This is a genomic window from Clostridium gallinarum, assembly GCF_014836325.1.
GTDB lineage: Bacteria > Bacillota > Clostridia > Clostridiales > Clostridiaceae > Clostridium > Clostridium gallinarum.
On the sequence record NZ_JACSQZ010000048.1, the window covers coordinates 1 to 25,664 of the forward strand.

Consider the following 25,664-nt stretch of genomic DNA (forward strand, 5'->3'; position numbering starts at 1 on the left):
CTTTCAGGTTTGTGTGCAACTCTATGCTCTTATTTTTTTATGATTTTGTCAAATGTCACAATAATATTCTACTATCAAATTCCTAAAGAAAACTTTACAAAACGTTTCTGAAAAAAGCCCTTTTAGAGGACCAAAATACTTGGAAGACGGTGCCTTTACTTATATTTGTACTTGGGATGGCTCTATAGACTCCTTCCATGGAAAGGAATCCATTTCTCACTGTGGAGAAGAAATTTATACCCTTCATTTTCACGGAGGAAAACTAAAATAAAAACTCAGCACAAGCTGAGTTTTTATTTAATAATATTTTTATTCTTCTACCTTTTTACCCAAAATTTGAACGCCTAAGTATATAGCAATAATTGAAATCGGAAGAACTATATACCATTGTAATCCAAATCCTGCTGGAATATATCCAAATACTATTGTAATAGCAGCTACAAATAATGCATACCACATTTGAGTGTTAACGTGAGCAATATGATTACATCCTGCTCCCATTGATGAAAGTATTGTTGTATCTGATATTGGTGAACAATGATCTCCAAAAATTGCACCTGTTAAAACTGCACTTGTACTAACTATTACATAGCTCATATCTGGATTCATTGAGTAAGCTAATGGAATAGCAAGAGGCATTAATATTCCCATAGTTCCATATGCAGTACCTGTTGCAAAAGATATTATAGCTCCTAGTATAAATATTAAGCTTGGAAGTAGGAAATTTGGCAATGAACCTGAAAGTAATGTAACTAAATACTTAGCTGTTCCTAAATCCTTAATTACTGAGCTTAATGACCAAGCTAGTAATAATATTACACCTGTTATAAGCAAAGGTTTCATTCCATCTATCCATGTATCTATTGCTTCTGAAATAGTAAATATCTTCTTTGATACTCCCATAACCATAGCAACTATACTTGCAACTAAAGCTGATTGGAATAAAGCTACTGATGCATCTGATGCACTAAAAGCTTCTTGTATTGCCTTAAATGATATTGGTGAGTTAGTCATTAACTGCTTAAGAGCTATATCTTCACCACCCATTATAGTTGAATAACCACTATAGTAGAAACAAATTAAAGCAGTTACTACTAAAACTCCAATTGGGATTATTGCATTCCATATACTTAGCTTAATTCCTTCTTTAGGTTCAAGCTCTGAATGATCTACATTTGATTCTGAATCATTTTTATTTTTAGAATCATTTAATTCTCTTCTTCTAGCTTCTATTTCCGCCTTATACATTGGTCCAAAATCTTTTAGTAATAAAGATGTAATAAATACAAAAACTAAAATTAAAATATTATAAAATCTATATGGTATAGTTTGTAAGAAAACTCCAAAAGCATCTACTTGCTGTCCTACACCATTTACAAATGCGTCATTTATAAGTCCAACTTCTAATCCTATCCATGTTGATACAATTGCAAGTCCTGCTATAGGTGCTGCTGTTGCATCTATAATAAAAGCAAGTCTTTCTCTAGATATTTTCATTTTATCTGCAACTGGCTTCATAATAGGTCCAACTATTAAAGAATTTGCATAATCATCAAAAAATACTGCAAGACCTAATAAAAGTGTAACTAATTGTGTACTCTTTGCAGTTTTAGCCTTTCTTGCTAAAGCCTCTGCTACTGCCTTAGCTCCTCCCATTTTTGCTACTAAGTGTATAACACCACCAATTACTAACACTTGAAGTATTATTCCTGCATTCCATGGATCAGCTAAGGAATTTAGAACTCTAGATACAAAATCTAAAAAGGAGTTAACTAAAGCTCCAATAAAAGATTTATCTACTAAACTAACTAGAAAGGTTCCTGCTAAGGTTCCTACAAATAAAGATATTATTACGTTCTTAGTTAAAAATGCCAATACAATTGCTACAATTGGTGGTATTAATGTTAAAAATCCATAATGATTTGCATTTGCTGTAGCAGTATCTAATTCTGCTGCAAAAACTACTGATGTTGATAATAAAACCATGAAAATAGTCATTATCATAACCCTTATTCTTCTTTTGTTATTCATCTTTTGTCCCCCTTTAGGTTTTATAAATAATTAAAGGGCAGAAAATTTCTTCCTTAGTTTATTAAATTTAATTGCAAAAAAAGCCTTGAGTTTTCACTCAAGGCTAGAATATACTTATAAAATATAAATTTAATTCCCTAAGTGATAGCTCACCACAAATATAATTTGTGACAGTGTTACATATATTTTATGTAACCCCAGCTATATGATATTAAAGCTTTAATCATATGCTTCGGCGATAATTCCTTTCTTATTAATTCTTAGTGCTTATATCCTTAATAATACTCTTAAGTACCGCGCCTCTACCCTACTCGTTATTTATTTTTTACAAAGTTATTCTACAAGCTTAATTAAATTTTTGCAACTATATATCTGCTAAACTAATTTAATTCTGCTTTTTATTAGTCATGAATGCTTCAATTTCCTCTACTGTCTTTATCATTCCCTTAGTTAAGACTTCATATCCATTATTAGTTATTAAAACATCATCTTCTATTCTTATTCCAATTCCTTCTTCTTCTATATAAATACCAGGTTCTACTGTATAAATCATTCCTTCTTCAAAAATAACATTCCTATTTTCAAGCTCTATATCATGAGTATCCATTCCTAAACTATGTCCTATACTATGATAATAATACTTTCTTACATCCTCTTTATTTGTTATTAATCCTAAAGAAATACATTCTTCTGCTATCCATTCTGTGGCTTTTTTATTTAACTCCAAGAAACTAACCCCAGGTTTCATTTCTTTTATAACTTTTTCATTTACTCTTAAAACAGCGTTATAAACTTCCTTTTGTCTTTCTGTAAACTTTCCGTTTATAGGGAATGTTCTCGAAATATCACCATTATAATATTTATATTGAGCTCCTAAATCAAATAAAATTAAATCTCCATCTTTAAGTTCTGAATCATTCGTTACATAATGTAAAACTGTAGCATTTTTTCCTGATGCCGCAATAGTTTTAAAAGCTAAATCCTTGACTCCATTTTTCTTACATGTAAAATCAAAATAAGCTTCAAGCTCATATTCCTTAATTCCTGGTTTAGAATTTCTCATTAATTCTTCTACACCTTCAATGGTTATAGATATTGCTTTTTTAATTCTTTCTATTTCCTCTTTAGATTTTACAAGTCTTAATTCTCCTATTAACTTATAAGCATTTTTTATATTTATATTATAGTATTTATTCTTAATTTCATTTATAAAATTATATGAAGTGTTTCCCTTTTCTAAATCTAAATATATGTTTAACTCTTCCTTATTAAGAATAAATCTTTCTATGAAATTATTAAAATCACCTAAGTATCTAACATCAGTAATATTACAAACATCAGCGACTTCTTCTTTTCTTATAGTTTTGCCTTCCCACTTCTCTCTAACTTCATCAACTTCCTTTATAAATAAAAATTCTTTAGTTTCCCCATTTATTTTAGATAAAACTAATATATGATCCTCTTCATCTATACCTGTTAGATAATAAAAGTTTCTGTTTGGAGTAAATTGATAATTTTCATCACCCGTCTTTTTAGGCGCATTTCCAGCAAACAATATTACTAAAGAATTATCACTAATTTTTTGTAATACCTTTTCCCTATTATTTTTATAAAACTCTTTATTCATTTTAACACCTTCCTTTATTCCATAGCTAAAACCTTAACACTTACTACATTAGGTAAGCCTCTTAAAGTATTTACTAAATGCTTTAAATCCTTTTTCATATTAGATATATCTAAAGTAATAGTTACATTAGCAGCCATATTTATAGGTATATCTTGATTTATTGTTAGTACATTCCCCTTATTAAATGCAATACAATCTAAAACTTTTGATAAAGTCCCAGTTTCATGTGATAGTAATACAACTAATGTTATTTTTTTACTATTCATTCCTTCTGCCATAGGAAATATGTAATCTTTATATTTATAATATGTACTCCTACTTATACCCGTTTGTTTTACAGCTTCACTTATATCTTTCGCTTTACCATTCATTAAACTTTCCTTAACTTCTAATACCTTTTTAAAAATTTCAGGTAAAACTTTACTATTTACCATATAAAATTTTTCTGAAGCCATTATACATCACCCCTAAAAATAATAAGCTATATAATTTAATATTATATAGCTTATTAGCTTCAAAATACATATTATTACTAAAGTTTATTTATATTAATTTCATTAGGCTTCTTAATTCTTTCTATATAAATCTTAGAAAGTGATACTAAGACAGAAATAACTCCTCCTAATGCAAAATATAATTCTATCTTACTTAAAAACATTCCCACTAATATTCCTAAACCTATTCCATATGCTAAAAATATAGCTAATGTTCTTATTTCATCATCAGTTAAAAATAAGTTATCGATGTACTTCATTTAATTACCACTTCCCTCCCATATCTATATATTTATTATAGAATAAATTTATTATTAACTAGTTACAAAATTATTACGTATTAATTAAAAATATATAATTTTTATATTAATTTCTATAATTTACATTAAAAGTTTTGAAACCAAAAAAATTGATATAATTATAGCTGTTAAATCTGCTAATATTGCTGCCCATAGCGTATGTCTAATTTTCTTAATTTGAACAGCTCCAAAATAAACAGTAATAGTATAAAAAATAGTTTCTGTAGTTCCCATAATTACTGACGCTATCAATCCTATGTAACTATCTGGACCATAAGTATTTAATATATCTGTCAATATACCTAAAGCTCCACTTCCTGATAGTGGTTTTATTAAAACTAAAGGAACTATTTCCTTAGGAAGCCCTATAAAACTACTTACTGGAGATATTAATTCATTTAACATATTTAATAATTTAGCCTCTCTAAATATATTAACAGCTATAATCATTGCTAATAAATACGGAAAAATATTTATACATACTTTAAGACCTTCCTTAGCACCCTCTACAAACCATTCATAAACTTTTTTTCCCTTTATCATTCCATAAGTTATTATAATAACTACTATTATAGGAATTATACTTTTTGTTACATATTGAAACATATTTTCTCCTCCTAAAAATATCTCTGCAAAATTTTACAAATAAAAACTCCTGTAATAGCTGCAACTGTACTTGCTAATAATGCAGGTAGTATTATTGCTCCTGGATTATCGGATCCACTAGCTGCTCTTATGGAAATAACTGTTGATGGAATAAACTGAATACATGCAGCATTTAATACTAAGAATAAAGACATATCATTAGATGCAACGCCCTTTTCCTTATTAAGTCTATCCATTTCCTGCATAGCCTTTATTCCAAAAGGGGTAGCTGCATTTCCAAGCCCCATCATATTAGCAGTTATATTCATAACTATAGCCCCTAGAGCTTTTTCATCTTTAGCTGCTTCTTTAAAGATTAATTTTAAAATCGGCTTCAATACTTTTGCAAGTTTATTGGTAAGTCCACTTTTTTCAGCAACCTTCATTACACCACACCAAAAACACATAAGTCCTACGAGCCCAATTATCATATTTACTGTAGAATCAGCTGAATTAATTATAGACTTAGAAATAACTTCCCCATTACCAGTAAATAAACCAATTAATACTCCAAAAAAAACCATTACGAACCAAATATAATTTATCAAAATCTCACCTCTAAAAAATTACTTCTATAAATATATGTCTTGAATCTAATATTTATTAGTGTTAGGATGAATATATGTAATATTAATTATGTTTAGGTACATAAAGGAGAAGGATTATGAAGGAATCAAACTTAAAAATAGCTCAACAAGATATAGATGAAGCTCTAAAAACTGTAGAAGATATGGTAAGATTTATAGATGATGCAGATCTTCCTAAAGATGTATTAAAAGAAAAATTTATTACATTAACAGAAAAGGTTCAAGAATTAGAAAACATATTAAAAATTGAAGGTATTCTATAATTTATATTTATTTCTTAAACACAAAAAAACAACTTCTTAAAAGAAGTTGTTTTTTTGACCATAACCCATATATTTCTCGACATATACCCATTTTTCAACTGAACTTAAGTTAAGTTACACACAGTTGAATTTTGAAAACGTTTTATTTTCATTATTCTTATTATAACATGGATTATATTTCCTTTCAATAGATTAATAAAAAAAGATATAAACATTATATTCCTTGCTCCGTCGCATTCGCTCCAAGTCACCGTCATACAATGTTTATATCTTTACAAACTGAAGGAATGAAATTATAAAAAAAACATATATCGTTTTTTTAAAAACAATATATGCTTTAATATTTAAACTTTTACTTACAGCTTTCTCTTTCTACTAATTTATAATTAAGAACAAACTCATATTCATCTAATTCTTTTTTATTTAGCATTTTTATAAGCATTCTCATAGCAACTGATCCCATATCATAACTTGGTTGCTTTATTGTTGTTATTTTTGGATAGAAAACTGATGACATTATATTATCGTTAAATCCTATTACACTTACATCTTCTGGAACTCTCTTTCCCTTTTCTCTTAAGGCATTGATAACTCCCATTGCAATTTCGTCTGAAGCACAAACTACAGCATCATATTCATTATTACTATTTTCAAATTGCTCCACTGCTTCATAACCATCTTTAACTTTTAATCCACCATAATGAACTAAGGATTCATCTACTTTGATACCATTTTCGTCTAATGACTCCTTATATCCTATGTATCTATCTCCCCAAGCATTCATGCTATCTTTTTTCGCTCCAGCAAATGCTATTTTAGATAATCCTTTATTTAATAAATAATCCGTAGCTTCTCTAGCTGCCTTTGTATTATCTATAGTTACACTTGGTAGACTTCCTTCTTTATCTTTAGTTTCTACTAAAACTGTTGTTAGGTTTAATTCATTTATTATACTTAAAGTTTCTTCTTGTAGTGATGAACTCATATAAATAACTCCATCTACCATTTTTTCTTTTAGTACTCTTAAGTATTCTTTTTCTTTTTCACTATCAAAGTCAGAATTACATAAAATAACGTTGTAATCATATATGTTAGCAACGTCTTCAGCTCCTCTAACTATTTCAGGATAAAATCCACTCGAAATATCTGGAACTAATATCCCAATTGTTTTTGTTTTTTGAGTTTTTAAGCTTCTTGCCACTATATTAGGTCTGTAACCTAACTTACTGATGGCATCTAAAACTTTTTTCTTTGTATCTTCATTTACAACATCTATGTCATTTAAAACTCTAGAAACAGTAGCAATTGAGACTCCAGCCTCTCTAGCAACATCTTTTATAGAAGTAGCCATATTAACATCACTCCATTTTCTTTTTTAGTCTTTTTATCTCATTTTAACAATAATTATACTATTTGCAAATAGATTATACAATATTCAAGGTTTTCTTTATAAAAAGATACTACATTTAAGTAAAAAAGTTAGAAGTTATATAGAAACTTCTAACTTTTTACATAAATCTATTCTACTTAACAACTTTAACTGTCATGTTTAACTTTTCGCCATTTATAACAGTTTCAGTATAATCAGCTTCTTCATTTATAGCAATTTCCTGAGTTAGTGTTTCTCTTTTTATTACATCTGAATATTTATTGATAACATTAATTAACATATCGTTACCTTCAACGAATAGTTTTATCTTATCTGCAACTTCAAACCCTTTTTCTTTTCTCATGTTTTGAATCTTTGAAATTACTTCTCTTAATTGTCCTTCTTCTTTTAATTCTTCTGTAATAGTAGTATCAAGAACAACACCTATTTCGCCTTCACCCGCAAATGCATAACCCTCTAAACCTTGCATAGTTACAAGTACACTTTCACTATTTAATACTATTTCAGTTCCATCTACTATAATAGTTTCAGCTTCTCCACTTTGTAACTTTTGAGCTAATTCCATTTGGTTTCTTGAAGCTATTTCTTTTCTGATTCCAGGAATTAATTTACCATATTGTCTTCCCAGCACTGGAAGGTTAGGCTTAATTTCAAAGTTAACATATTTTGATAAATCAGCACCAAACTCTACTATTTTAATGTTAAGCTCATCTTTTATTATATCTCCATAGTAAGTTGGAATAGCATCTGTTGATAATAACATTTTTGAAAGTGGCTGTCTATTTTTAATATTAGCACCATTTCTTGCACTTCTTCCAAGCTTAACTATTGTATAAGCTAAATCCATTTCTTCTTCTAATTTAGCATCAATTGCATTTTCCTCTACTACTGGCCATGCACATAAATGTACACTTTCTTCTGCAGAATTATCTAATCCTATAACTAGATTTTGATAAATTTCTTCTGTTACAAAAGGTACAAATGGAGCTGCTACTTTAACTAAAGTAGTTAATACTCTATATAATGTAACATAAGCACCAATCTTATCTTCTGTTAATTCTTCTGACCAATATCTTGCTCTATTTCTTCTTACATACCAGTTAGATAATTCATCTGTAAATTCTTCTATAGCTAAAGCAGCTTGAGTTATTTGGTATGAAGCTAGATTTTCATCTACTACTTTTATTAAAGTATTAAGCTTAGACATTATCCATTTATCCATTACATTTTCTGATTTAAAATCTTTATATTCTAATGGATTGAAATTATCTAATTCAGCATATAATACGTAGAATGAATATACATTCCATAAAGTGCTTAAGAACTTTCTTTGAGCTTCTTGAACATCATCAATAGAGAATCTTGTTGGAAGCCATGGAGCACTTGCAGTATAGAAATGCCATCTTGTAGCATCTGCACCTTGTGAGTCTAACACTTCAAATGGATCTACTACATTTCCCTTTGACTTTGACATCTTTAAGCCTTTTTTATCTAAAACGTGGCCTAAAACTATACAGTTTTCAAAAGGATTAGTATCAAATATTGCTGTTGATATAGCTAATAATGTATAGAACCATCCTCTAGTTTGGTCAACTGCTTCTGAAATAAATTGAGCTGGGAAGTTTTGTTCAAATAGCTCTTTATTTTCAAATGGATAGTGTAATTGAGCAAATGGCATTGATCCTGAATCAAACCAACAGTCAATAACTTCAGCAGTTCTAGTCATTTCTTTTCCACACTTAGAACATTTTAATTTAACTCCATCAATATATGGCTTATGAAGTTCTATGTCTTCTGGAACATTAATTCCCTTTTCCTTTAATTCTGCAATACTTCCTACGCAATCTTTATGACCACATTCACATTCCCAAATAGGAAGTGGAGTACCCCAGTATCTATCTCTTGATATTCCCCAGTCAATAACATTTTCTAAGAACTTACCAAATCTTCCTGTTCTAATGTTATCTGGATACCAGTTAATTTTATTATTATTTTCTAATAGCTTATCTCTAAGCTTAGTCATTGCAACAAACCAGCTTTCTCTTGGATAGTAAAGAAGTGGTGTGTCACATCTCCAACAATGTGGATATGAGTGAGTATGCTTTTCAGCCTTAAATAATTTATTTTCTTCTTCTAAATATTTAACTATGCTTTCATCACACTTTTTAACGAACTTTCCAGCCCATGGAGTTACTTCTTCAACGAAGTTACCACTAGCATCTACTAAATTGATAAATCCTATTCCATTTTGCTTTGCAACAAAGTTATCATCTTCTCCATATGCAGGAGCTATATGAACTATACCAGTACCATCTGATAATGTTACATAATCACCGTGAATAACTTCAAAAGCTTTCCCATCAACTTCTCCAAATGGAAGTAATCTTTCGTACTTAGTTCCTAATAACTCAGTTCCTTTAAATTCCTTAATTACTTCGTAATCTTCTCCTAATACCTTTGCAGCTAAATCTTTAGCAAGTATTAGAGTTTCATCACCAACTTTAGCTTCAATATAATCATAAGCTTTATTTACACATAGAGCTAAGTTTGAAGGTAATGTCCATGGAGTTGTTGTCCATGCTAATATATATTTATTTTCTTCTCCTTGAACTTTAAACTTAGCTATAGCAGTTAAGTCTTTAACATCCTTATAACCTTGTGAAACTTCATGAGAAGATAATCCTGTTCCACATCTTGGACAGTATGGCATAACCTTATGACCTTTATATAAAAGTCCTTTTTCCCACATTTGGCTTAATGCCCACCAAACAGATTCAATGTATGAGTTATGATATGTAACATAAGGCTGTTCCATATCTACCCAGTAACCTATTTGATTAGTCATCTTTTCCCACATGTTAACATAAGTAAATACTGATTCCTTACATTCTTTAACGAACTTCTCTACGCCATAATCCTCAATTTGTTCTTTACCTGAAATTCCAAGTTTCTTTTCTATTTCAAGTTCAACTGGAAGTCCATGAGTATCCCAACCAGCTTTTCTTATTACCTTATATCCCTTCATAACCTTATATCTTGGGATAATATCCTTCATAACTCTTGTTAATACGTGTCCTACGTGTGGTCTTCCATTTGCTGTTGGAGGTCCATCATAGAATGTAAAATACTCACCATCTTGATTCATGTCAAAGTTCTTTTTAATTACGTTTTTATCTTCCCAAAGGTTTGCTACTTCTTTTTCCATACCTACAAAACCCTTTGGTAATTCAACCTTTTTGTACATATCTAAACTCCCTTCCGTTAATTATTTATATTTATCCTAGGGCACTTCCCCTTATAATAATAGAATCAATGCCTTTGGATAAGCTCTTCTAAGATTTAGATATAGAAAATTATCTTTTTTATATTCTACCCAAATCTAAGAATAACTTTATAAACTTATTAATTTAAAGTTATACAAATTTAATCAATCCTAATTACATCTACATTATTAACTATTAGGATGTAATTATTCAAAGATAAATTTATAAATATAACTTTTTATAAAATAAAAAAACTCCGCCCACAGGACGAAGATATTCGCTATACCACCTAAGGTTTAAAGTTCTCTATGATTATAGAAAACTATAAATTTCGAGTACAAACATACTCTATCCCTTAACGCAGGCTAACGTGAAAAACTTAATCAGCTATATAACCTTTCAGTCTCAAACTCCTAGGTGATTTTCCTTAATCTTATCTATAGCTTCACACCACCCAGCTACTCTCTTAAAGAAATAAATTAAGTACTTTTCCTAATCATAGTTTTTAAATTTATAATGATATAACTATTTTACTACAAAGTAAAATATTATAAAAGTCTAAATTTGAGAATATTTTAATAAATTAAAGAAAAAATAATAATATTATCTATAAATCACTGGAAATAATATCAAAAACTAATTAATAATTTTTATCAATTAGTATTGACTTTCCTTATTAATAGATATATAATAAACTCATAAAGAATAAATATTAAGAATTTATTTTTTATCCCCTTTATTTTCCTTAATCTATTTCTTATATTAGGAGGAAAGATAAATGGAAAATAACTTAAACGAACAAGTCCTTGATAAGATTACTAAAGTTTGTACTTGCAAGGCAATACCAAGATCCAAAATTAAAGATGCAATCAAAGCCGGAGCCCATACTGTATCAGAAGTTTCTAAGGCAACAGGAGCTTGTACAGGTGGATGCAGAGGCTACAGATGTACCCCTACAATCCAAAATTTGATTGATAAGCATCTGGAAAACAACTAATATAGTTCCCCCAAACTATATTAGCATATAGATTATATCTCCCCTAAAGCCACCTATAGTTATATAGGTGGCTTTTTTAATTATATATAAAGAAAGATGGGTTATTTAATAATAGCCCATCTTTCTTTTATATTTATTTCTCAATGTTGAATAAAAATTTTTCTATATGTTTGACTATCTCTTTTAATATTAAAATTATACTCCATTTAAAAACTATCGTATTATTCCCCCTAAAATCCTTATACAAAAGAATTTTAAACTATATTATTATATAAATGACACGCTATCTTATGATTATTTCCTATTATTCTTAGTTTAGGATCTTCTTTCTTACATATTTCCATACATTCTGGACAACGCGTATTAAACTTACATCCAACTGGTGGATTAGCTGGAGATGGCAAATCTCCTTCTAATATAGTTCTATCCATCTTCATTTCTGGATCTGGAATAGGTATAGCACTTAATAATGATTTTGTATAAGGGTGCATTGGATTATCAAAAATTTCCTCCTTAGACGCCATTTCAACTAAATTTCCTAAATACATTACTCCAATTACATCAGAAATATATCTTATTACTGATAAATCATGTGATATAAAAAGATACGAAATATTTCTCTTAGCCTGTAAATCTTTCATTAAATTTATTATTTGTGCTTGAATTGAAACATCTAAAGCACTTACTGGTTCATCAGCAATAATTAAACTTGGATTTAAAGCTAAGGCACGTGCTATGCAAATACGTTGACGTTGTCCACCAGAAAATTCATGAGGATATCTATCAATATGATAATGTCTTAATCCACAATCCTCCATTATTTTTAGTATATATTCTCTATATTCTGATTTAGGAACTATATTATGTTGTCTAACTGCCTCTCCAATTATTTCACCTACTGGCATACGCGGATCTAAAGATGAGTAAGGATCTTGGAAAATAATTTGAATATTAGGCCTTATTTTTTGAAGCTCTTTGTTAGACATTTTAAATATATCTTTACCATTTAATATAGCTTCACCCTCTGTAGGTTCAGTTAATCTTAAAATAGTTCTACCTATAGTTGTCTTTCCACATCCAGACTCACCAACTAATCCAAAAGTTTGTCCTCTCTTTATATTAAAAGAAACTCCATCAACTGATTTAACATGTCCTACTACTTTTTGAAATACTCCCGCCTTTATAGGAAAATGTTTTTTTAAATTTTTAACTTCTAAAATATTTTCACTATTCATAATTACCTCCTTAGTCTACCTTTTTATATAGATAACAGTTTACTTTATGTGTCTCTGTTAATTCTATATTAGGAGGATATTCTCCAAAACACTCATCATAACATTGATCACAGCGATTTTTAAAATAGCAGTGATTTGGCATATTAATTGGGTTAGGTACATTTCCTGGAATAGAATACAACTTATCACTACTTGTATTAAGTATAGGTAATGATTTAATTAATCCAATCGTATATGGATGCTTTGTTTCTTTAAATATCTCGTGTACTGTTCCTTGCTCAATAACTCTACCTGCATACATAACTACAACATAATCACACATACTAGCTACAACTCCAAGATCATGAGTAATAAGCATTATTGAAGCATTAATTTTGTCTTTTATCTCTCTAAGTAAATCTAAAATTTGTGCTTGTATTGTAACATCTAGAGCTGTAGTTGGCTCATCTGCTATAATTACTTGAGGATTACAACATAATGCCATGGCTATTACAATTCTTTGCTTCATGCCTCCACTTAATTCATGAGGATATCTATCAGCTATACCTTCTGCATTAGCTATTCCTACTAAATTTAATAATTCAATAACTCTCTTTTCAACATCTTCTTTTTTCATATCCTTATTGTGTAATGCTATAGATTCAGCTAACTGATCCTTAATTGTAAATACTGGATTTAAGCTAGTCATAGGCTCTTGGAAAATCATAGATATTTCATTTCCACGAAGCTTTTGCATTTCACTTAAAGATATTTTTGTGACATCTATAGCCTTATTTGTATTTTTATTATTAAATCTTATTTCACCATCTACAATTTGTCCTTGTGGTCCTTGAAGCAATCTCATTATAGATAAGCTTGTTACTGATTTACCACATCCAGATTCTCCAACTATTCCAACAGTTGTTCCTTTAGGTATACTAAAGCTAACTCCATCTACTGCTTTTACAGTTCCTACATCTGTAAAAAAATATGATTTCAAATTATCAAATTCTACAATATTGTTATTATCTTTCATATTTACTAAATATTCTGATTCAGGTACATTTTTTCTTTTTTTATCTCTATTATATTTTTTATACATTTCGGAATTAAATTTCTTTATTTCTTTAAGTTTTTTTCTTTGACTTTTTTTGAAATCTATTTGTTTAATATTCATTATATTTAATCACCTACCTCTTCATCTTAGGATCAAATGCATCCCTAAGTCCATCTCCAATAAAGTTAAATGCCATAACTATAAATAATATTAATAGTCCAGGTGGTAACCATATATTTAAATAATTTTTCATTATGATAGAATTATTAACAGCATTAACCATATTTCCTAATGATGCATAAGGAAATGATAATCCAACTCCTAAATAGCTTAAAGCTGATTCAGATAAAATAAATCCTCCAAGATCCATAGTTGCTAATACTATGATAACTGGTGTAACATTAGGAATTAGATGTTTAAAAATTTTACGATAAACACTTAGTCCACATGCCTCTGCGGCTTGCATATAATCCATTTCTCTTATTGATAATATTTGTCCACGAACTAATCTTGCTACTCCAGACCAGTTAAATATCCCCATTATTAACATTAAAAAATATATCTTATATTGTGGTGCTACTCCAAATGCTGACATTAATGAAGCAGTAACTAACATAAGAGGAAAAAACGGAATACAATAAAATATATCTACTAATCTCATTATTATCATATCTATTTTTCCACCATAGTATCCAGCTAGTCCGCCTAATATTACTCCTAAAACTAACTCTATGAAAGTTACTACAACACTAAATATTAATGATATTTTTCCACCATACATTAATCTAGTTAAAACATCACGTCCATCTGCATCTGTCCCTAGCCAATGACTTTTAGAAATAGGCGCCTTAACATTAACTCCTACATTTTCACCATTAAGTTTATCTGTATCTATCATTCTTATTTCTTCTCCAGTTTTTTGATCCATATAAAATATCTCATATTCCTTATATTCACTAAATACAGGACCTATAAAACTAAAAGCTGAAATTGCTACTATAATACATAACCCTAATACTGCTAATTTATTCCTGAAAAATCTTTTCATTATTAATTGACCTGGAGTTAATATTATTTGATTTTTTTCAAAATTATCTTGTTCTTCCTGATTAACTTCTAAATTTTTACTTATTTCTTCTACAGGTAACATTAAAATCTCCTCCTAATTATATCTAACTCTAGGATCAACAACTGCATATAATATATCAGAAATTAACGTACCTAGTAATGTAAGAATTGCCATAAACATTAAATATCCCATTAAAAATGGTAAATCCTTATTAGCTACAGCATCTAATGCTGCTTTCCCTAATCCTGGTATAGAGAAAATTCCTTCTGTTATAATTGCACCTGCAAACAAACTAGGTATTGCTCCCCCAATAAATGTTACGATTGGTATTAAGGTATTTCTAAATCCATGTTTATTTATAACTTTTCGTTCAGGTAAACCCTTAGCTCTAGCTGTTCTTATATAATCAGCACTTAAAACTTCTAACATATTAGTTCTAACATATCTAAGCCATCCTCCTATACCTGTTATAACAAAAACAGTTATAGGTAAAATAAAGTGATATCCTATATCCATTGTTAAACTAATTCCAGTTAGATTTTTTCTTGCAGTTACCATCCCAGATAAAGGAACCCATCCTAATCCCATTGAAAAAACTCTTTGTAAAACTGCTGCAAAGAAAAAGCTTGGTAATGAAATACCTGCTAATGCTAAAAATACTATTATATAATCTGTTTTTGTGTACTGCTTTGTGGCCGCTAATATTCCTAATGGAATTGCAACGCATAATTGGATAACAAATGCAATAGCTGCTAACCAAAAAGAAGTCCACATTCTATCTGAAATAACTTCTGTTACCGGCTTAGAATATAAAAATGATTTTCCAAAATTACCTCTTAATGCATTTTTAGCCCACCCAATATATCCTTTAACAACTCCACCATTTAATCCATAAGATTCTCTTAATTTTTCCTTTTGCTCAGCTGTTATACTCGGATTACCAGAAGTCATTTGCTCAACGAAATCTCCAGGCATAGAACGTAATATTCCATAAATTAAAAAAGATACTCCAAAAAGTACAACAATACTAATCAATATACGACGTATAATATATTGCTTCATAAAACACATCTCCTTCTAAATCAATATTTCTTTACATTATATGTAAATATGAGGATGTACTTAAACATCCTCATATACCAGTACTAAAAATTACTTTAATTCTAATAAATGAATTTCATTTACATAGTTATAATAAGTTGAAGTATTTTCTGGAATTGTATCCATATTAATTGTATTAGTATTGTAAATATATAAGTTTTTACGTTGATAAACAGGCATATAAGTAGCCCAACTCATAATCTTATCTAATTCTTCTGCAACTAATTGTTTTCTTTCTTCAAAATCTAGAGTTTGCGTTACTTGTTTTAATAAAGCATCTATTTCTGGATCTTGTACCCAAGTTCTATTAGAACCACCTGTTTTAGTATATTCGCTACCAAACATTTGAGTTAAATCACAATCTGTTGCATTACCCCAAGCCATAACCCACATATCTATATCATCATTTTGTTGACGATTGCTTAATATTGAGAAATCTAAATCACTTACAACAAGTTCTGCACCTAACTCTTCCATATCTGATTTCATTTGAGTTAATATTGGTGTAGATGGATGTGAAGCTGCTTGTCCTATACCAACTTCAATCGAAAGTTGTTTTCCATCCTTAACCAATTTCCCATCAACTTGTTCATATCCAGCTGCCTTAAAACATTCTAAAGCTTTTGCTTTATCATAACCCCAATATTCTTTTGCATCTATTGGATATTCTGCAAGTGTTGGTGTCATTGGTCTTTGTATAACTTGTGCTAATTCACCATAATACGTTTTTATAGCTTGATCACGAGTCATTAAATGCATAAGCCCTTCACGAACATTTTTATCTGGAACTCTCTTAGCAGATATAGCTATATATCCATAACCTGGATTACCAACTAAAGAATATTCTATTGAATTAGCTTCTAATTCCTTCATAATTTCTAATGAAGCACTAGGATCTGTAATATCTATATCTCCTGAAATAACAGCATTTACTTTTTGTTCATCATCAATTACTTGATATTTTATATTTTCAATCTTAGGAGTTCCTAAGAAGTAATCATCAAATTTCTTAACAGTAACTACATTATTTTCATATCCTACCCACTCATAAGGACCTGACCCCATTGGTGAATCAGTTTTATCTTTAACTCCTGATAAATCACCCTTTTTAAAGTTTTCTCCATAATAATGTTTTGGTGTTATAGGTGTTAAACCTAATTGTCTATCTGCAGTTATATTTATTCCATTTACTAAAACTGTACAAGTTAAATCGTCAACTTTTTCAATTCCTTCTATAGTTTCAACATCTATTCCATCTGCAAGACCTGCATTTATATAATCCTTTGATAACTCAGTTGTCCACCAGCCAGTAGGATCATATCCATCTGCATATTTTTCATATTCACATTTAGCTAATAATTGTAAAAATGCATCTTTATCTGAAGCAACACTATCAGCATCATATCCTTCATCTTTTAAGTATTGAATGAAAGTTCTTCCATCTCCTATATCACCATTAGGATCTCCTGCATACCAATCTGCACAATTAGACTTTATTAAATATTCTAAAAATCCTTCTTCTGTAGCTGCTTTTGCCTTAGCTTCTTCCCCAATTTGAGCTACTTTTGTTGAATAATTAGCATCATCATAATAATATTCCTTTAATCCAACTATATCTATAGCAGTAGCAAATGTTGACATACCATCATATGTTGGATCAGCATATACATAATAAGTAAATATTAAGTCATCAATAGTTACAGGTTTTCCATCTTGAAATTTCATATTATCTTTTAATTTAATAGTATATTTAGTTTGTACACTTCCATCTTCAGACTTAACCTCTTCACCTGTAACACTCCCTCCATTATCTATTAACTCATTATTTTCATTAGTTTGCGAAACAGAAGTAAACACAGTTTCAAAAGCTTGTGCATCATATGCAGTATTATAAAAGAATGGACTAAATATCCCATTAAAATCACTAGTTCCTATAACTAATGTATCATTTCCACCACTACTGACTTCCCCGTTTCCACTACACCCAGCTAAAGTTAATGTCATAACTGAAGCTAATATTAATGAAATTATCTTTCTTTTCATATTTTTTCCCCCTCTTTATTTAACCATTTATAAGTAAAATATAAGCATTTTAGATTCTCAATATAATTTTTACATAGATTAAATTTTGTTCCTATTATTACTTTTTATTCCACTTATTTTATTGATAATTTTAGCATAGTTATTTTATAAGGTCAACTTATATTTCTCTTGTTTTTTTGATAATTTTTTTATTTTTTATATATTTTTTTATACATTTAATATTTGTAAATTAAAGTAAGTATATTTTATATACGTTTTATCTGTCATAACTACCGATAAAGCTACCTGATAAATAATCAGATGGCCTTATTTTTAAAATATTTTCATACTAATTCCATAATCCTTAAAACTATCCTTAGTTAAATTAATATGTTTTAATTCTTTATTTAAGTTAAATTCTTTATTAAACTTCTCACTATGTCCCTCTATTAAAGCTTTCTCTATATATCTTTTTATTCTTCTTGGTGTTGGAATAATAATAGCTTTAAATATCATAACTGCCTCCTCCAAAAATTCTTTACAATATAAATATATTTATCATAAAAAGTATTATTCATTTTACTTTTGTATTTCTCCCTCTCCCCTATACTTAATTTATAATTATGTTATAATTTTATAGAACTTATTATGGAAGGAGCTATATTATGGCAAGTAAGTTTTATTTACATAAAGGAAAAAATAAAAAAGCTGAACAAGGAAGACCTTGGATATATATTGATGAAATAAATGAATATGATGGTGACTATGAAAATGGAGATATAGTTGAAGTATATAATCACAAAAACTATTTTCTAGGAAAAGGTTATATTAATGATAGAAGTAAAATAACTATTAGAATTATGACTAGAGATATAAATGAAGAAATTGATTATGAATTCTTCAAAAGAAGATTTGAAGCTGCTTATGAATATAGAAAAACAGTAATTGATACTTCATCTTGTCGATTAATATTTGGTGAAGCTGACTTTTTACCTGGACTTACAGTTGATAAATTTGAAGATTATTATGTAATTCAAATATCAACTTTAGGAATGGATAAATATAGAGATATAATTGTTAAAATATTAGTTGATGAATTTGGTGCTAAAGGTGTTTATGAAAGAAGTGATATAAAAACTAGAGAAATTGAAGGCCTTGAACAAACTAAAGGCTTCTTAACTGAACCTTTTGATACTAATATTCAAATAATAGAAAATGGCGTTAAATACATAGTTGATTTAGAAAATGGCCAAAAAACAGGATTTTTCTTAGATCAAAAAGAAAATAGAGCTGCTATGCATAGAATATGTAAGGATAAGGATGTATTAGATTGCTTTACTCATACGGGTTCTTTTGCATTAAATGCTGGTATTGCAGGTGCTAAATCAGTATTAGGTATTGATGTATCTCAACATGCAATAGATTGCGCAACAAGAAATTCAGAGCTTAATAATTTACAAGATACTGTTAAGTTTGAATGTCATAATGCTTTTGATGTTCTTGGAGAATGGTCAAGAGAAGGAAAACAATTTGATGTAGTTATACTAGATCCACCAGCCTTTACTAAATCAAGAAATACAGTAAATTCTGCTATTAGAGGATATAAAGAAATAAATCTTAGAGGTTTAAAAATGGTTAAATCAGGCGGTTACTTTGCAACTTGTTCTTGCTCTCATTATATGAGTGAAGAACAATTAAAGAAAACTGTTCAAGAAGCTGCTCATGATGCTAGAAGAACTTTAAGACAAGTAGAAATAAGAACTCAAAGTGCTGATCATCCAATTTTATGGAATTCAGATGAATCTTACTACTTAAAGTTCTTTATATTCCAAGTTATTTAAAAAATTATATGTTTTATTAATATACGCTAAAAAACTCAGTTATTAAAAACTGAGTTTTTTAATTTATATATTTATCTATAAAATTCTTGTGTCGCATAATACTTGTTTCCTATCTTATACACACCTATTCCTATACTACTAAAATTTGTTGATAATATGTTGGCTCTATGTCCTGATGAATTCATCCAGTTGTCCATAAATTTAGTTGCTAGAGCACTATTATCACTCATTCCTTGAATATATGCAATATTTTCTCCCCATGCTCTATAGGATACCCCATCAGCTTTCATTTGTTCAGTTATTAATTTTCCTTGTAAGTCTTCGTGGGAGAAGTATCCATTATCCCCCATATCCTTGGACTTAATTCTAGCATAGTGTTCCATAGTTGTGTTATAACTTAAAGCTGGAAGTCCTACTGCTGTTCTTTCTTGATTAACTCTTTGGAATATGGCCTGTTCAATTTCTGCTATATAATTACTATCAGAAACTACCGGTTGATCACTCGGTGTTTCAGATGGTGTATTAGTATCTTGTGATGGTTGATCACTTGGAGTATTTGTATCAGTTGACGGCTTATTATGGGACGGCCTGTTATATGAAGGTTTATTATAGGACGGTCTATTTGACGGTCTATATTTTGATACCCCTTCTACTTCGCTTTCTACTTCTTCAACAGAATTGTCCGAATCACTATTACCACTAACCAAATTATCATTATTAGAACTTATATTGTTATCATTATTTACCAGTTCATTATTAGCTACTTCATTATTTAAACTATTATTATTTGAGTCAACTTGTTTAGTAATTACACTATTATCAGTTCCATCATTATCGCCTTTTTCTATACTATCTTCATTTAAAACAACTTCTTTTTCCTCAAAATTCACAGCATTCTCTTTAGGCATTTTTACTTTAGAACTTATAACGAAACCTCCTAAACCTAATGTAGCCACCAATCCTATTGATGATATTACCATAATTAATTTTGATTTAATCATTTGTAAATCCTCCTTCAGATTCAATGTTTTGTGTCCCACTCATAGTAACATAATAATTGTCGCTGCCAAATATGAGTTAGTTTCTAATTATTGAAGATATTTCTAACTATATCTATTTATTATTTTTTATTGATATTTTTACCACTAAAAAATTTAATTATTTCTTTGATAATATTTTCATAAGTAAAAATCTACTGCAAAATAGCACCACTATCAAAATAATGTGGATTTATTAATCAAAATAAAACCACATTATTTTATATAATATATTCAAATTTAGTGTATTTTAACCATGGAATTACTACCATATATTTTCTAGTATATTTTTATAATATTTTTAGCACTCCAAAACTAAAAAAGGAAAGTATAAATAGTTAATAATACATCATAACTTTTTACACTTTCCTATACATTTAAAAAGATGGCTAAAATAATTTTAGCCATCTCTTAATGAAATAAATTCTATAATATAGGAGTTTAATTATAATTTATATAGTATATTATTAGAAGTGTGGAGCTTTTAATAATATATTTAGTTCCTAATTGATATTGATTATCAATCTACTATTATAATATCTCTTTTCATTTTGCTTGTCAATACAAAAATTCAAATAATTGAAAAAAATTATCAATTATTTAAATCTTTATGCTTTTTGATGTTTTTTCTACTTTAGGTACAATACTAATTATATCCTTTTTACAACAATACTTTAAATCATCCATTAGATTTAAGCTATGTAAAACACTAAAGTGTCTTGCATCTTTTATATAATCAATTAAATTAATATTGCTTTCATAAATATACTTTGCTGTTTTTGCAATATCAGAAAGATCATGATTATCTGATTCACATAAAAGACTTATCATGTATCCAGAACAAATAAAATCATCCATTGAAAATTCTCCATTTGTTCCTGCATTAATAAACACTACATCCTTATTAATTTTCTTTAATTCTTCTGCTACTGCTTTAGCGTTTATTATAGCTCCTATTAATATTTCCTCTGCTCTTAAACTTAAATTAATTGCTCTTGTTCCATTAGTGGTACTTAAAATTATTGTTTTTCCTTGAACTTTTTCATTAGTATATTCTAAAGGTGAATTAGAAAAATCAAATCCTTCTATTTTCATTGCTTTTCTTTCTCCACCTAGCATAGGACATAATCCTAAATTTAAAAGTTCTTCTTTTTTTACAAATGCTTCTTCTACAGTTAAAATAGGAAATACTTCTTTTGCTTTATTAGCTAATGCAGTAATTATTACAGAAGTTGCTCTTAACATATCTATTACAACTACTATTTTATTTTCTAAATATTCTTCTTTTATATTATCAGCAGATATAACTACATCTAACTTCATATATACTCCCCCAATTCTATATAGCTACTTAAAATCCTTACCTTGCCATATATCATTATCTTCTAATGCTTTGTCTATAGCATTTAATACTTCCCATTTCTTAAGACTCCACATTGGTCCTATTAATAAATCTCTTGGAGCATCTCCTGTTAATCTATGGACAACCATATCTTCTGGTATTCTTGCTACTCCCTTACAAACTAAATCTATATATTGTTCTTGTGTTAATAGCTTTAGTTCTCCACTTTCATACTGCTCAACCATCTTAGTTCCCTTCATCAAATGAAGTAAATGGAATTTTATTCCCTTTGCTCCTGAATGTGCAATATAATCAACTGTCTTTAGCATATCCTCTTCAGTTTCACCAGGTAATCCAAATATAGTATGTGCAACTACTTCAATATTTCTCTCTATTAATCTCTTTAATGTATTATCAAAGACTTCAAAATCATATCCTCTATTAAAGTTTCTTGCAGTTTCATCATTTATAGTTTGTAATCCTAGCTCAACTATTAAATATGTTTTTTCATTTAATTCAGTTAAAAAATCTAAAACATCATCATCTATACAATCTGGTCTTGTTGCTATAGATATGGCAACTACATTTTCTTGTTTTAATGCTTCTTCATATTTTCTTTTAAGCTCTTCTACTGGAGCATAAGTGTTTGTATAAGCTTGGAAGTATGCAATTAGCTTTCCATTTTTCCACTTCTTCTCCATCATATCTTTTCTATCTTCAAATTGTTTAGTAATTGATAATACTCTACTCCCTGCAAAGTCCCCTGAACCCCTTGCACTACAGAATGTACATCCTCCTTTAGCTACTTTTCCATCTCTATTAGGACAAGTAAATCCCCCATCTAAGGATATTTTATATACTTTTTCATCAAACTTGTTTCTAAGATAATAATTTAAGCTATGATATCTTTTATCATTCCATTTTTTCATAAATTCCTCCAAAAAAATAAAAGTACCACTTTATTTTATTTAAGTTGTACTTTTATTCTACTACAATATTTTCATATGTTAAGAGTTTTCTATATTTTTTTAATTACTTTTGATTCTATATCAACATTATATTTCCCGGGAATTTCTTCATTAATATTATTAACCCCTTCTTTAGCTGTAACATTTACTCTAAATTCATCCTTTTTAAAATCTATTAATTCTATACTATATTTATCATCTGGTAATATTTCATCAAAACTTAAATCTATTAAATCTCCACTAGAACTATTATAAACTTTAATTCTTTTTACATCATTTGAATTAAAATACTCTAATATTAAATATCTTTCTTCTTGAGTAAAAACCAAATTATCTATAGTAACATCATTTAGCATATCCATTTGAACTATTTTCTTTGCTATAGGTTTATCTACTAAGTCCTCTAAACTATTTTCAACATTACCACTTTCTTGTGCAGTATTACTACTAGATTCACCTTGGGAATCTGATGCACCTTGTGCTTCCTTACTTTCCTCTATATATGCTACAGATATAAAGGCTCTATTTTCATTTATAGTTGAAATTGCTACTTTTTTACCCTTATACCCTAAAGATACTGGGCCAAATTCAGCATTTGGTACTTTTTCTTTATATAACATAAGTTCATTTTCTTTTAAATAAGCATCCTTAGGAATATTATTTAATGAAATTATTAAATCACTTTTACCACCATCTTCACTAATCATTCTTAGTGACTTATTTCTTACAAAAACTTGTTTTAAGTTTATAGCTTTTATTTCATCTATTTTATAATCTCCATCCTCTCTTATAACTCTAAGAGCATAATTATCTAAATCACATTTAGGTTCACTCGATGAATTTCTTATTACATTAAAAATTATAAAAGCTGATTTTGAAGACTCTATTACATTATCAGGGGAAAATGCTATTATATTTGATGTTCCAGGTACTATATTTTTGTTGTTTTCTATTAATTTTTCTGTACATAATTTATTTGCTTCATCAATATTATTGTTTTTCACCAATTCTAAATATTGTTCTGCTAATTCAAAGGACTTTTTCAAGCTAAATATTTCTATATCATCTTTATTGATTTCAGGCTCTGAGCATGCTGAAAATAACATTAATGTAGAAATTAATAAAGACATTAATAATAAAATCTTTTTTCTCAATTTCATTCCTCCTTAGTATATCCTTAAGTTTATTTTCCCTAAGTTTAGATAGCTTATTCATTTTTAAGAATAAAAGCCTAACAATCTATATATATTGTTAATAGAGATAATTTAGGGGGATTAAAAATGAAGGATGAACTTTCAAAAATTTTTCAAGTTGCTGTAGTTTTTATAGGAACTATAGTTGGTGCAGGTTTAGCTTCTGGACAAGAAATTAAAGAATTTTTTACATCATATGGAGTAATAAGCTTTGTTGGAATCATAGTGTGTGGAATATTTTATATAGCACTAGGGTCTATAGTTTCTAAAATAAGTATTAAATATAGGCTTAATTCTTATGGAGATGTTATTAAAGTTGTTAGTCCAAATCTTCTTGGAAAGATAACTGGGGTAATAACTACACTTTATTTAATTTCTAGTGCATCTATAATACTTGCTGGAAGTGGAGCTTTAATTAACCAATTTTTTGGAATACCTAAAATTGTAGGCTCACTTATTATGATAGGACTTGCAATTTTCTTTTTACTTCGTGATACTAACGGATTAATAGAAGTAAACTCATTTATTGTGCCAACATTAGTTATAACATTAACTATAATTACCATTTTATATTTTATGTTTTGTAAGTATATGATTTCAATTGAGCAAATGATGAAGTTTCCACCTCAAAAAACTGGAATAGCTTTATCTACTGTTCTTTATGCAGGGTATAATACTCTTTGCTGTTTAGGAGTGCTTGTACCATTAAGTAACCAAATAAGAAAGCCTAGAACTATGTTTTTAGGAATTACATTAGGTGCTATTGGACTTGTAGCTTTAAGTTTTGCTATAAACTTTTTACTTATGATAAATCAACCATATATTAATAAATATGAAGTGCCTCTATTATTTGTTGCACAACCCTTTGGAAATGTGATACAAGCTCTATTATTAGTAGTTATTTGGCTTGAAATGTTTTCTACAGAAGTTTCAGATGTATATTCAATAAGCAAAACCTTAGATAATACTTTAAACATAGACTTTAAGAAAGCAATATTCATAGTTATCTTAATTGCTTTACCTATATCTAGAATTGGCTTCTCTAAATTAATAGGATACCTATATCCTTTATTTGGATTATTAAGTTTAGCTTTTATAGGCCAAATAATCTATTTTTATTTTAAACATAAAAAAGAACTAACTAATTAGTCATGTACCACCAGCTTAGCTGGTGGCTTGATTAAGCCCTATAAGGGCATGATACTGGCGGCACTACTCGTGCTC

The 25,664-nt window shown here is 28.7% G+C and carries 23 protein-coding genes, 1 riboswitch and 1 other annotated feature; of the genes, 5 read left to right on the top strand and 18 right to left on the bottom strand.

Annotated elements, in window-relative coordinates; translation table 11 throughout:
* Nucleotides 1-73: 73 nt before the first annotated feature.
* Nucleotides 74-271 carry a DUF5680 domain-containing protein gene (locus tag H9660_RS16355; protein ID WP_341479594.1) on the top strand — a complete coding sequence of 66 codons (198 nt, stop codon included), beginning with the start codon at nucleotides 74-76 and terminating at the stop codon, nucleotides 269-271.
* 38 nt (nucleotides 272-309) lie between these two features.
* On the opposite strand, the gene H9660_RS12015 is transcribed toward H9660_RS16355, so the two are convergent.
* The 6 genes from H9660_RS12015 to H9660_RS12040 form a co-directional block, all read right to left on the bottom strand.
* Nucleotides 310-2,031 (bottom strand): Na+/H+ antiporter NhaC family protein, encoded by a 1,722-nt coding sequence (locus H9660_RS12015; protein WP_191750622.1) that lies wholly within the window; start codon nucleotides 2,029-2,031, stop codon nucleotides 310-312.
* Between the two features lie 137 nt (nucleotides 2,032-2,168).
* Nucleotides 2,169-2,344: riboswitch (Lysine riboswitch) on the bottom strand.
* 72 nt (nucleotides 2,345-2,416) lie between these two features.
* Entirely contained in the window at nucleotides 2,417-3,658 is a 1,242-nt protein-coding gene (locus H9660_RS12020) for an aminopeptidase P family protein (RefSeq protein ID WP_191750623.1), read from the bottom strand.
* A 14-nt stretch (nucleotides 3,659-3,672) separates the two neighbouring features.
* Nucleotides 3,673-4,113 carry an ACT domain-containing protein gene (locus H9660_RS12025; RefSeq protein ID WP_191750624.1) on the bottom strand — a complete coding sequence of 147 codons (441 nt, stop codon included), beginning with the start codon at nucleotides 4,111-4,113 and terminating at the stop codon, nucleotides 3,673-3,675.
* Nucleotides 4,114-4,190: 77 nt separating this feature from the next.
* Nucleotides 4,191-4,412, bottom strand: coding sequence for a hypothetical protein (locus H9660_RS12030; protein WP_191750625.1), 222 nt, complete (start codon nucleotides 4,410-4,412; stop codon nucleotides 4,191-4,193).
* Between the two features lie 120 nt (nucleotides 4,413-4,532).
* On the bottom strand, nucleotides 4,533-5,057 hold the full coding sequence (locus H9660_RS12035; protein ID WP_191750626.1) for a spore maturation protein: 525 nt from the start codon (nucleotides 5,055-5,057) through the stop codon (nucleotides 4,533-4,535).
* Between the two features lie 11 nt (nucleotides 5,058-5,068).
* A complete protein-coding gene (locus H9660_RS12040; RefSeq protein ID WP_191750627.1) occupies nucleotides 5,069-5,644 on the bottom strand; it encodes a nucleoside recognition domain-containing protein in 576 nt (191 codons plus the stop codon).
* A 116-nt stretch (nucleotides 5,645-5,760) separates the two neighbouring features.
* On the opposite strand from H9660_RS12040, the gene H9660_RS12045 reads away from it, so the two are divergent.
* Nucleotides 5,761-5,946 carry a hypothetical protein gene (locus H9660_RS12045; protein WP_191750628.1) on the top strand — a complete coding sequence of 62 codons (186 nt, stop codon included), beginning with the start codon at nucleotides 5,761-5,763 and terminating at the stop codon, nucleotides 5,944-5,946.
* A 352-nt stretch (nucleotides 5,947-6,298) separates the two neighbouring features.
* Here the strand turns inward: H9660_RS12045 and H9660_RS12050 are convergent, their stop codons facing one another.
* Both H9660_RS12050 and ileS read right to left on the bottom strand, forming a co-directional pair.
* Nucleotides 6,299-7,297 (bottom strand): LacI family DNA-binding transcriptional regulator, encoded by a 999-nt coding sequence (locus H9660_RS12050; protein WP_191750629.1) that lies wholly within the window; start codon nucleotides 7,295-7,297, stop codon nucleotides 6,299-6,301.
* A 172-nt stretch (nucleotides 7,298-7,469) separates the two neighbouring features.
* Nucleotides 7,470-10,580 (bottom strand): isoleucine--tRNA ligase, encoded by a 3,111-nt coding sequence (gene ileS / locus H9660_RS12055; protein ID WP_191750630.1) that lies wholly within the window; start codon nucleotides 10,578-10,580, stop codon nucleotides 7,470-7,472.
* A 279-nt stretch (nucleotides 10,581-10,859) separates the two neighbouring features.
* Nucleotides 10,860-11,108: a binding site (T-box leader), on the bottom strand.
* Nucleotides 11,109-11,377: 269 nt separating this feature from the next.
* Here ileS and H9660_RS12060 point away from each other — a divergent pair.
* Nucleotides 11,378-11,596 carry a (2Fe-2S)-binding protein gene (locus H9660_RS12060; protein WP_191750631.1) on the top strand — a complete coding sequence of 73 codons (219 nt, stop codon included), beginning with the start codon at nucleotides 11,378-11,380 and terminating at the stop codon, nucleotides 11,594-11,596.
* 254 nt (nucleotides 11,597-11,850) lie between these two features.
* On the opposite strand, the gene H9660_RS12065 is transcribed toward H9660_RS12060, so the two are convergent.
* The 6 genes from H9660_RS12065 to H9660_RS12090 all read right to left on the bottom strand — a co-directional run bounded on the left by H9660_RS12065 (nucleotide 11,851) and on the right by H9660_RS12090 (nucleotide 18,575).
* On the bottom strand, nucleotides 11,851-12,831 hold the full coding sequence (locus tag H9660_RS12065) for an ABC transporter ATP-binding protein (RefSeq protein WP_191750632.1): 981 nt from the start codon (nucleotides 12,829-12,831) through the stop codon (nucleotides 11,851-11,853).
* A 10-nt stretch (nucleotides 12,832-12,841) separates the two neighbouring features.
* The gene (locus H9660_RS12070; protein ID WP_341479595.1) at nucleotides 12,842-13,846 is read right to left on the bottom strand and encodes an ABC transporter ATP-binding protein; all 1,005 of its coding nucleotides are present in this window, start codon (nucleotides 13,844-13,846) and stop codon (nucleotides 12,842-12,844) included.
* Nucleotides 13,847-14,000: 154 nt separating this feature from the next.
* Nucleotides 14,001-15,017, bottom strand: a complete 1,017-nt coding sequence (locus H9660_RS12075) for an ABC transporter permease (RefSeq protein ID WP_191750634.1) — start codon at nucleotides 15,015-15,017, stop codon at nucleotides 14,001-14,003.
* 12 nt (nucleotides 15,018-15,029) lie between these two features.
* On the bottom strand, nucleotides 15,030-15,998 hold the full coding sequence (locus tag H9660_RS12080; protein ID WP_191750635.1) for an ABC transporter permease: 969 nt from the start codon (nucleotides 15,996-15,998) through the stop codon (nucleotides 15,030-15,032).
* Between the two features lie 90 nt (nucleotides 15,999-16,088).
* Nucleotides 16,089-18,080: an ABC transporter substrate-binding protein gene (locus tag H9660_RS12085; RefSeq protein WP_191750636.1), complete on the bottom strand. Its 1,992-nt coding sequence runs from the start codon at nucleotides 18,078-18,080 to the stop codon at nucleotides 16,089-16,091.
* Nucleotides 18,081-18,392: 312 nt separating this feature from the next.
* On the bottom strand, nucleotides 18,393-18,575 hold the full coding sequence (locus H9660_RS12090) for a hypothetical protein (protein ID WP_191750637.1): 183 nt from the start codon (nucleotides 18,573-18,575) through the stop codon (nucleotides 18,393-18,395).
* Between the two features lie 149 nt (nucleotides 18,576-18,724).
* On the opposite strand from H9660_RS12090, the gene H9660_RS12095 reads away from it, so the two are divergent.
* A complete protein-coding gene (locus H9660_RS12095) occupies nucleotides 18,725-19,900 on the top strand; it encodes a class I SAM-dependent rRNA methyltransferase (protein WP_191750638.1) in 1,176 nt (391 codons plus the stop codon).
* A gap of 71 nt (nucleotides 19,901-19,971) precedes the next feature.
* Here H9660_RS12095 and H9660_RS12100 read toward each other — a convergent pair whose 3' ends face one another.
* The 4 genes from H9660_RS12100 to H9660_RS12115 all read right to left on the bottom strand — a co-directional run bounded on the left by H9660_RS12100 (nucleotide 19,972) and on the right by H9660_RS12115 (nucleotide 24,407).
* Nucleotides 19,972-20,901 (bottom strand): CAP domain-containing protein, encoded by a 930-nt coding sequence (locus H9660_RS12100; protein WP_191750639.1) that lies wholly within the window; start codon nucleotides 20,899-20,901, stop codon nucleotides 19,972-19,974.
* 636 nt (nucleotides 20,902-21,537) lie between these two features.
* The gene (locus H9660_RS12105; RefSeq protein ID WP_191750640.1) at nucleotides 21,538-22,260 is read right to left on the bottom strand and encodes a 2-phosphosulfolactate phosphatase family protein; all 723 of its coding nucleotides are present in this window, start codon (nucleotides 22,258-22,260) and stop codon (nucleotides 21,538-21,540) included.
* A gap of 24 nt (nucleotides 22,261-22,284) precedes the next feature.
* The gene (gene mnmL / locus H9660_RS12110) at nucleotides 22,285-23,208 is read right to left on the bottom strand and encodes a tRNA modification radical SAM protein MnmL/YtqA (protein ID WP_066889532.1); all 924 of its coding nucleotides are present in this window, start codon (nucleotides 23,206-23,208) and stop codon (nucleotides 22,285-22,287) included.
* A gap of 89 nt (nucleotides 23,209-23,297) precedes the next feature.
* Nucleotides 23,298-24,407 carry a hypothetical protein gene (locus H9660_RS12115; RefSeq protein ID WP_191750641.1) on the bottom strand — a complete coding sequence of 370 codons (1,110 nt, stop codon included), beginning with the start codon at nucleotides 24,405-24,407 and terminating at the stop codon, nucleotides 23,298-23,300.
* Nucleotides 24,408-24,527: 120 nt separating this feature from the next.
* Here H9660_RS12115 and H9660_RS12120 point away from each other — a divergent pair, with 120 nt between their 5' ends.
* On the top strand, nucleotides 24,528-25,589 hold the full coding sequence (locus H9660_RS12120) for a YkvI family membrane protein (protein WP_191750642.1): 1,062 nt from the start codon (nucleotides 24,528-24,530) through the stop codon (nucleotides 25,587-25,589).
* Nucleotides 25,590-25,664 lie beyond the last annotated feature (75 nt).

What these genes read in the sequence shown, in the direction of transcription:
- H9660_RS12015 (WP_191750622.1), bottom strand. Translation starts at nt 2,031, where the DNA reads ATGAATAACAAAAGAAGAATAAGGGTTATGATAATGACTATTTTCATG.
- H9660_RS12020 (WP_191750623.1), bottom strand. Translation starts at nt 3,658, where the DNA reads ATGAATAAAGAGTTTTATAAAAATAATAGGGAAAAGGTATTACAAAAA.
- H9660_RS12025 (WP_191750624.1), bottom strand. Translation starts at nt 4,113, where the DNA reads ATGGCTTCAGAAAAATTTTATATGGTAAATAGTAAAGTTTTACCTGAA.
- H9660_RS12030 (WP_191750625.1), bottom strand. Translation starts at nt 4,412, where the DNA reads ATGAAGTACATCGATAACTTATTTTTAACTGATGATGAAATAAGAACA.
- H9660_RS12035 (WP_191750626.1), bottom strand. Translation starts at nt 5,057, where the DNA reads ATGTTTCAATATGTAACAAAAAGTATAATTCCTATAATAGTAGTTATT.
- H9660_RS12045 (WP_191750628.1), top strand. Translation starts at nt 5,761, where the DNA reads ATGAAGGAATCAAACTTAAAAATAGCTCAACAAGATATAGATGAAGCT.
- H9660_RS12050 (WP_191750629.1), bottom strand. Translation starts at nt 7,297, where the DNA reads ATGGCTACTTCTATAAAAGATGTTGCTAGAGAGGCTGGAGTCTCAATT.
- ileS (WP_191750630.1), bottom strand. Translation starts at nt 10,580, where the DNA reads ATGTACAAAAAGGTTGAATTACCAAAGGGTTTTGTAGGTATGGAAAAA.
- H9660_RS12060 (WP_191750631.1), top strand. Translation starts at nt 11,378, where the DNA reads ATGGAAAATAACTTAAACGAACAAGTCCTTGATAAGATTACTAAAGTT.
- H9660_RS12065 (WP_191750632.1), bottom strand. Translation starts at nt 12,831, where the DNA reads ATGAATAGTGAAAATATTTTAGAAGTTAAAAATTTAAAAAAACATTTT.
- H9660_RS12070 (WP_341479595.1), bottom strand. Translation starts at nt 13,846, where the DNA reads ATGAAAGATAATAACAATATTGTAGAATTTGATAATTTGAAATCATAT.
- H9660_RS12075 (WP_191750634.1), bottom strand. Translation starts at nt 15,017, where the DNA reads ATGTTACCTGTAGAAGAAATAAGTAAAAATTTAGAAGTTAATCAGGAA.
- H9660_RS12080 (WP_191750635.1), bottom strand. Translation starts at nt 15,998, where the DNA reads ATGAAGCAATATATTATACGTCGTATATTGATTAGTATTGTTGTACTT.
- H9660_RS12085 (WP_191750636.1), bottom strand. Translation starts at nt 18,080, where the DNA reads ATGAAAAGAAAGATAATTTCATTAATATTAGCTTCAGTTATGACATTA.
- H9660_RS12090 (WP_191750637.1), bottom strand. Translation starts at nt 18,575, where the DNA reads ATGATATTTAAAGCTATTATTATTCCAACACCAAGAAGAATAAAAAGA.
- H9660_RS12095 (WP_191750638.1), top strand. Translation starts at nt 18,725, where the DNA reads ATGGCAAGTAAGTTTTATTTACATAAAGGAAAAAATAAAAAAGCTGAA.
- H9660_RS12100 (WP_191750639.1), bottom strand. Translation starts at nt 20,901, where the DNA reads ATGATTAAATCAAAATTAATTATGGTAATATCATCAATAGGATTGGTG.
- H9660_RS12105 (WP_191750640.1), bottom strand. Translation starts at nt 22,260, where the DNA reads ATGAAGTTAGATGTAGTTATATCTGCTGATAATATAAAAGAAGAATAT.
- mnmL (WP_066889532.1), bottom strand. Translation starts at nt 23,208, where the DNA reads ATGAAAAAATGGAATGATAAAAGATATCATAGCTTAAATTATTATCTT.
- H9660_RS12115 (WP_191750641.1), bottom strand. Translation starts at nt 24,407, where the DNA reads ATGAAATTGAGAAAAAAGATTTTATTATTAATGTCTTTATTAATTTCT.
- H9660_RS12120 (WP_191750642.1), top strand. Translation starts at nt 24,528, where the DNA reads ATGAAGGATGAACTTTCAAAAATTTTTCAAGTTGCTGTAGTTTTTATA.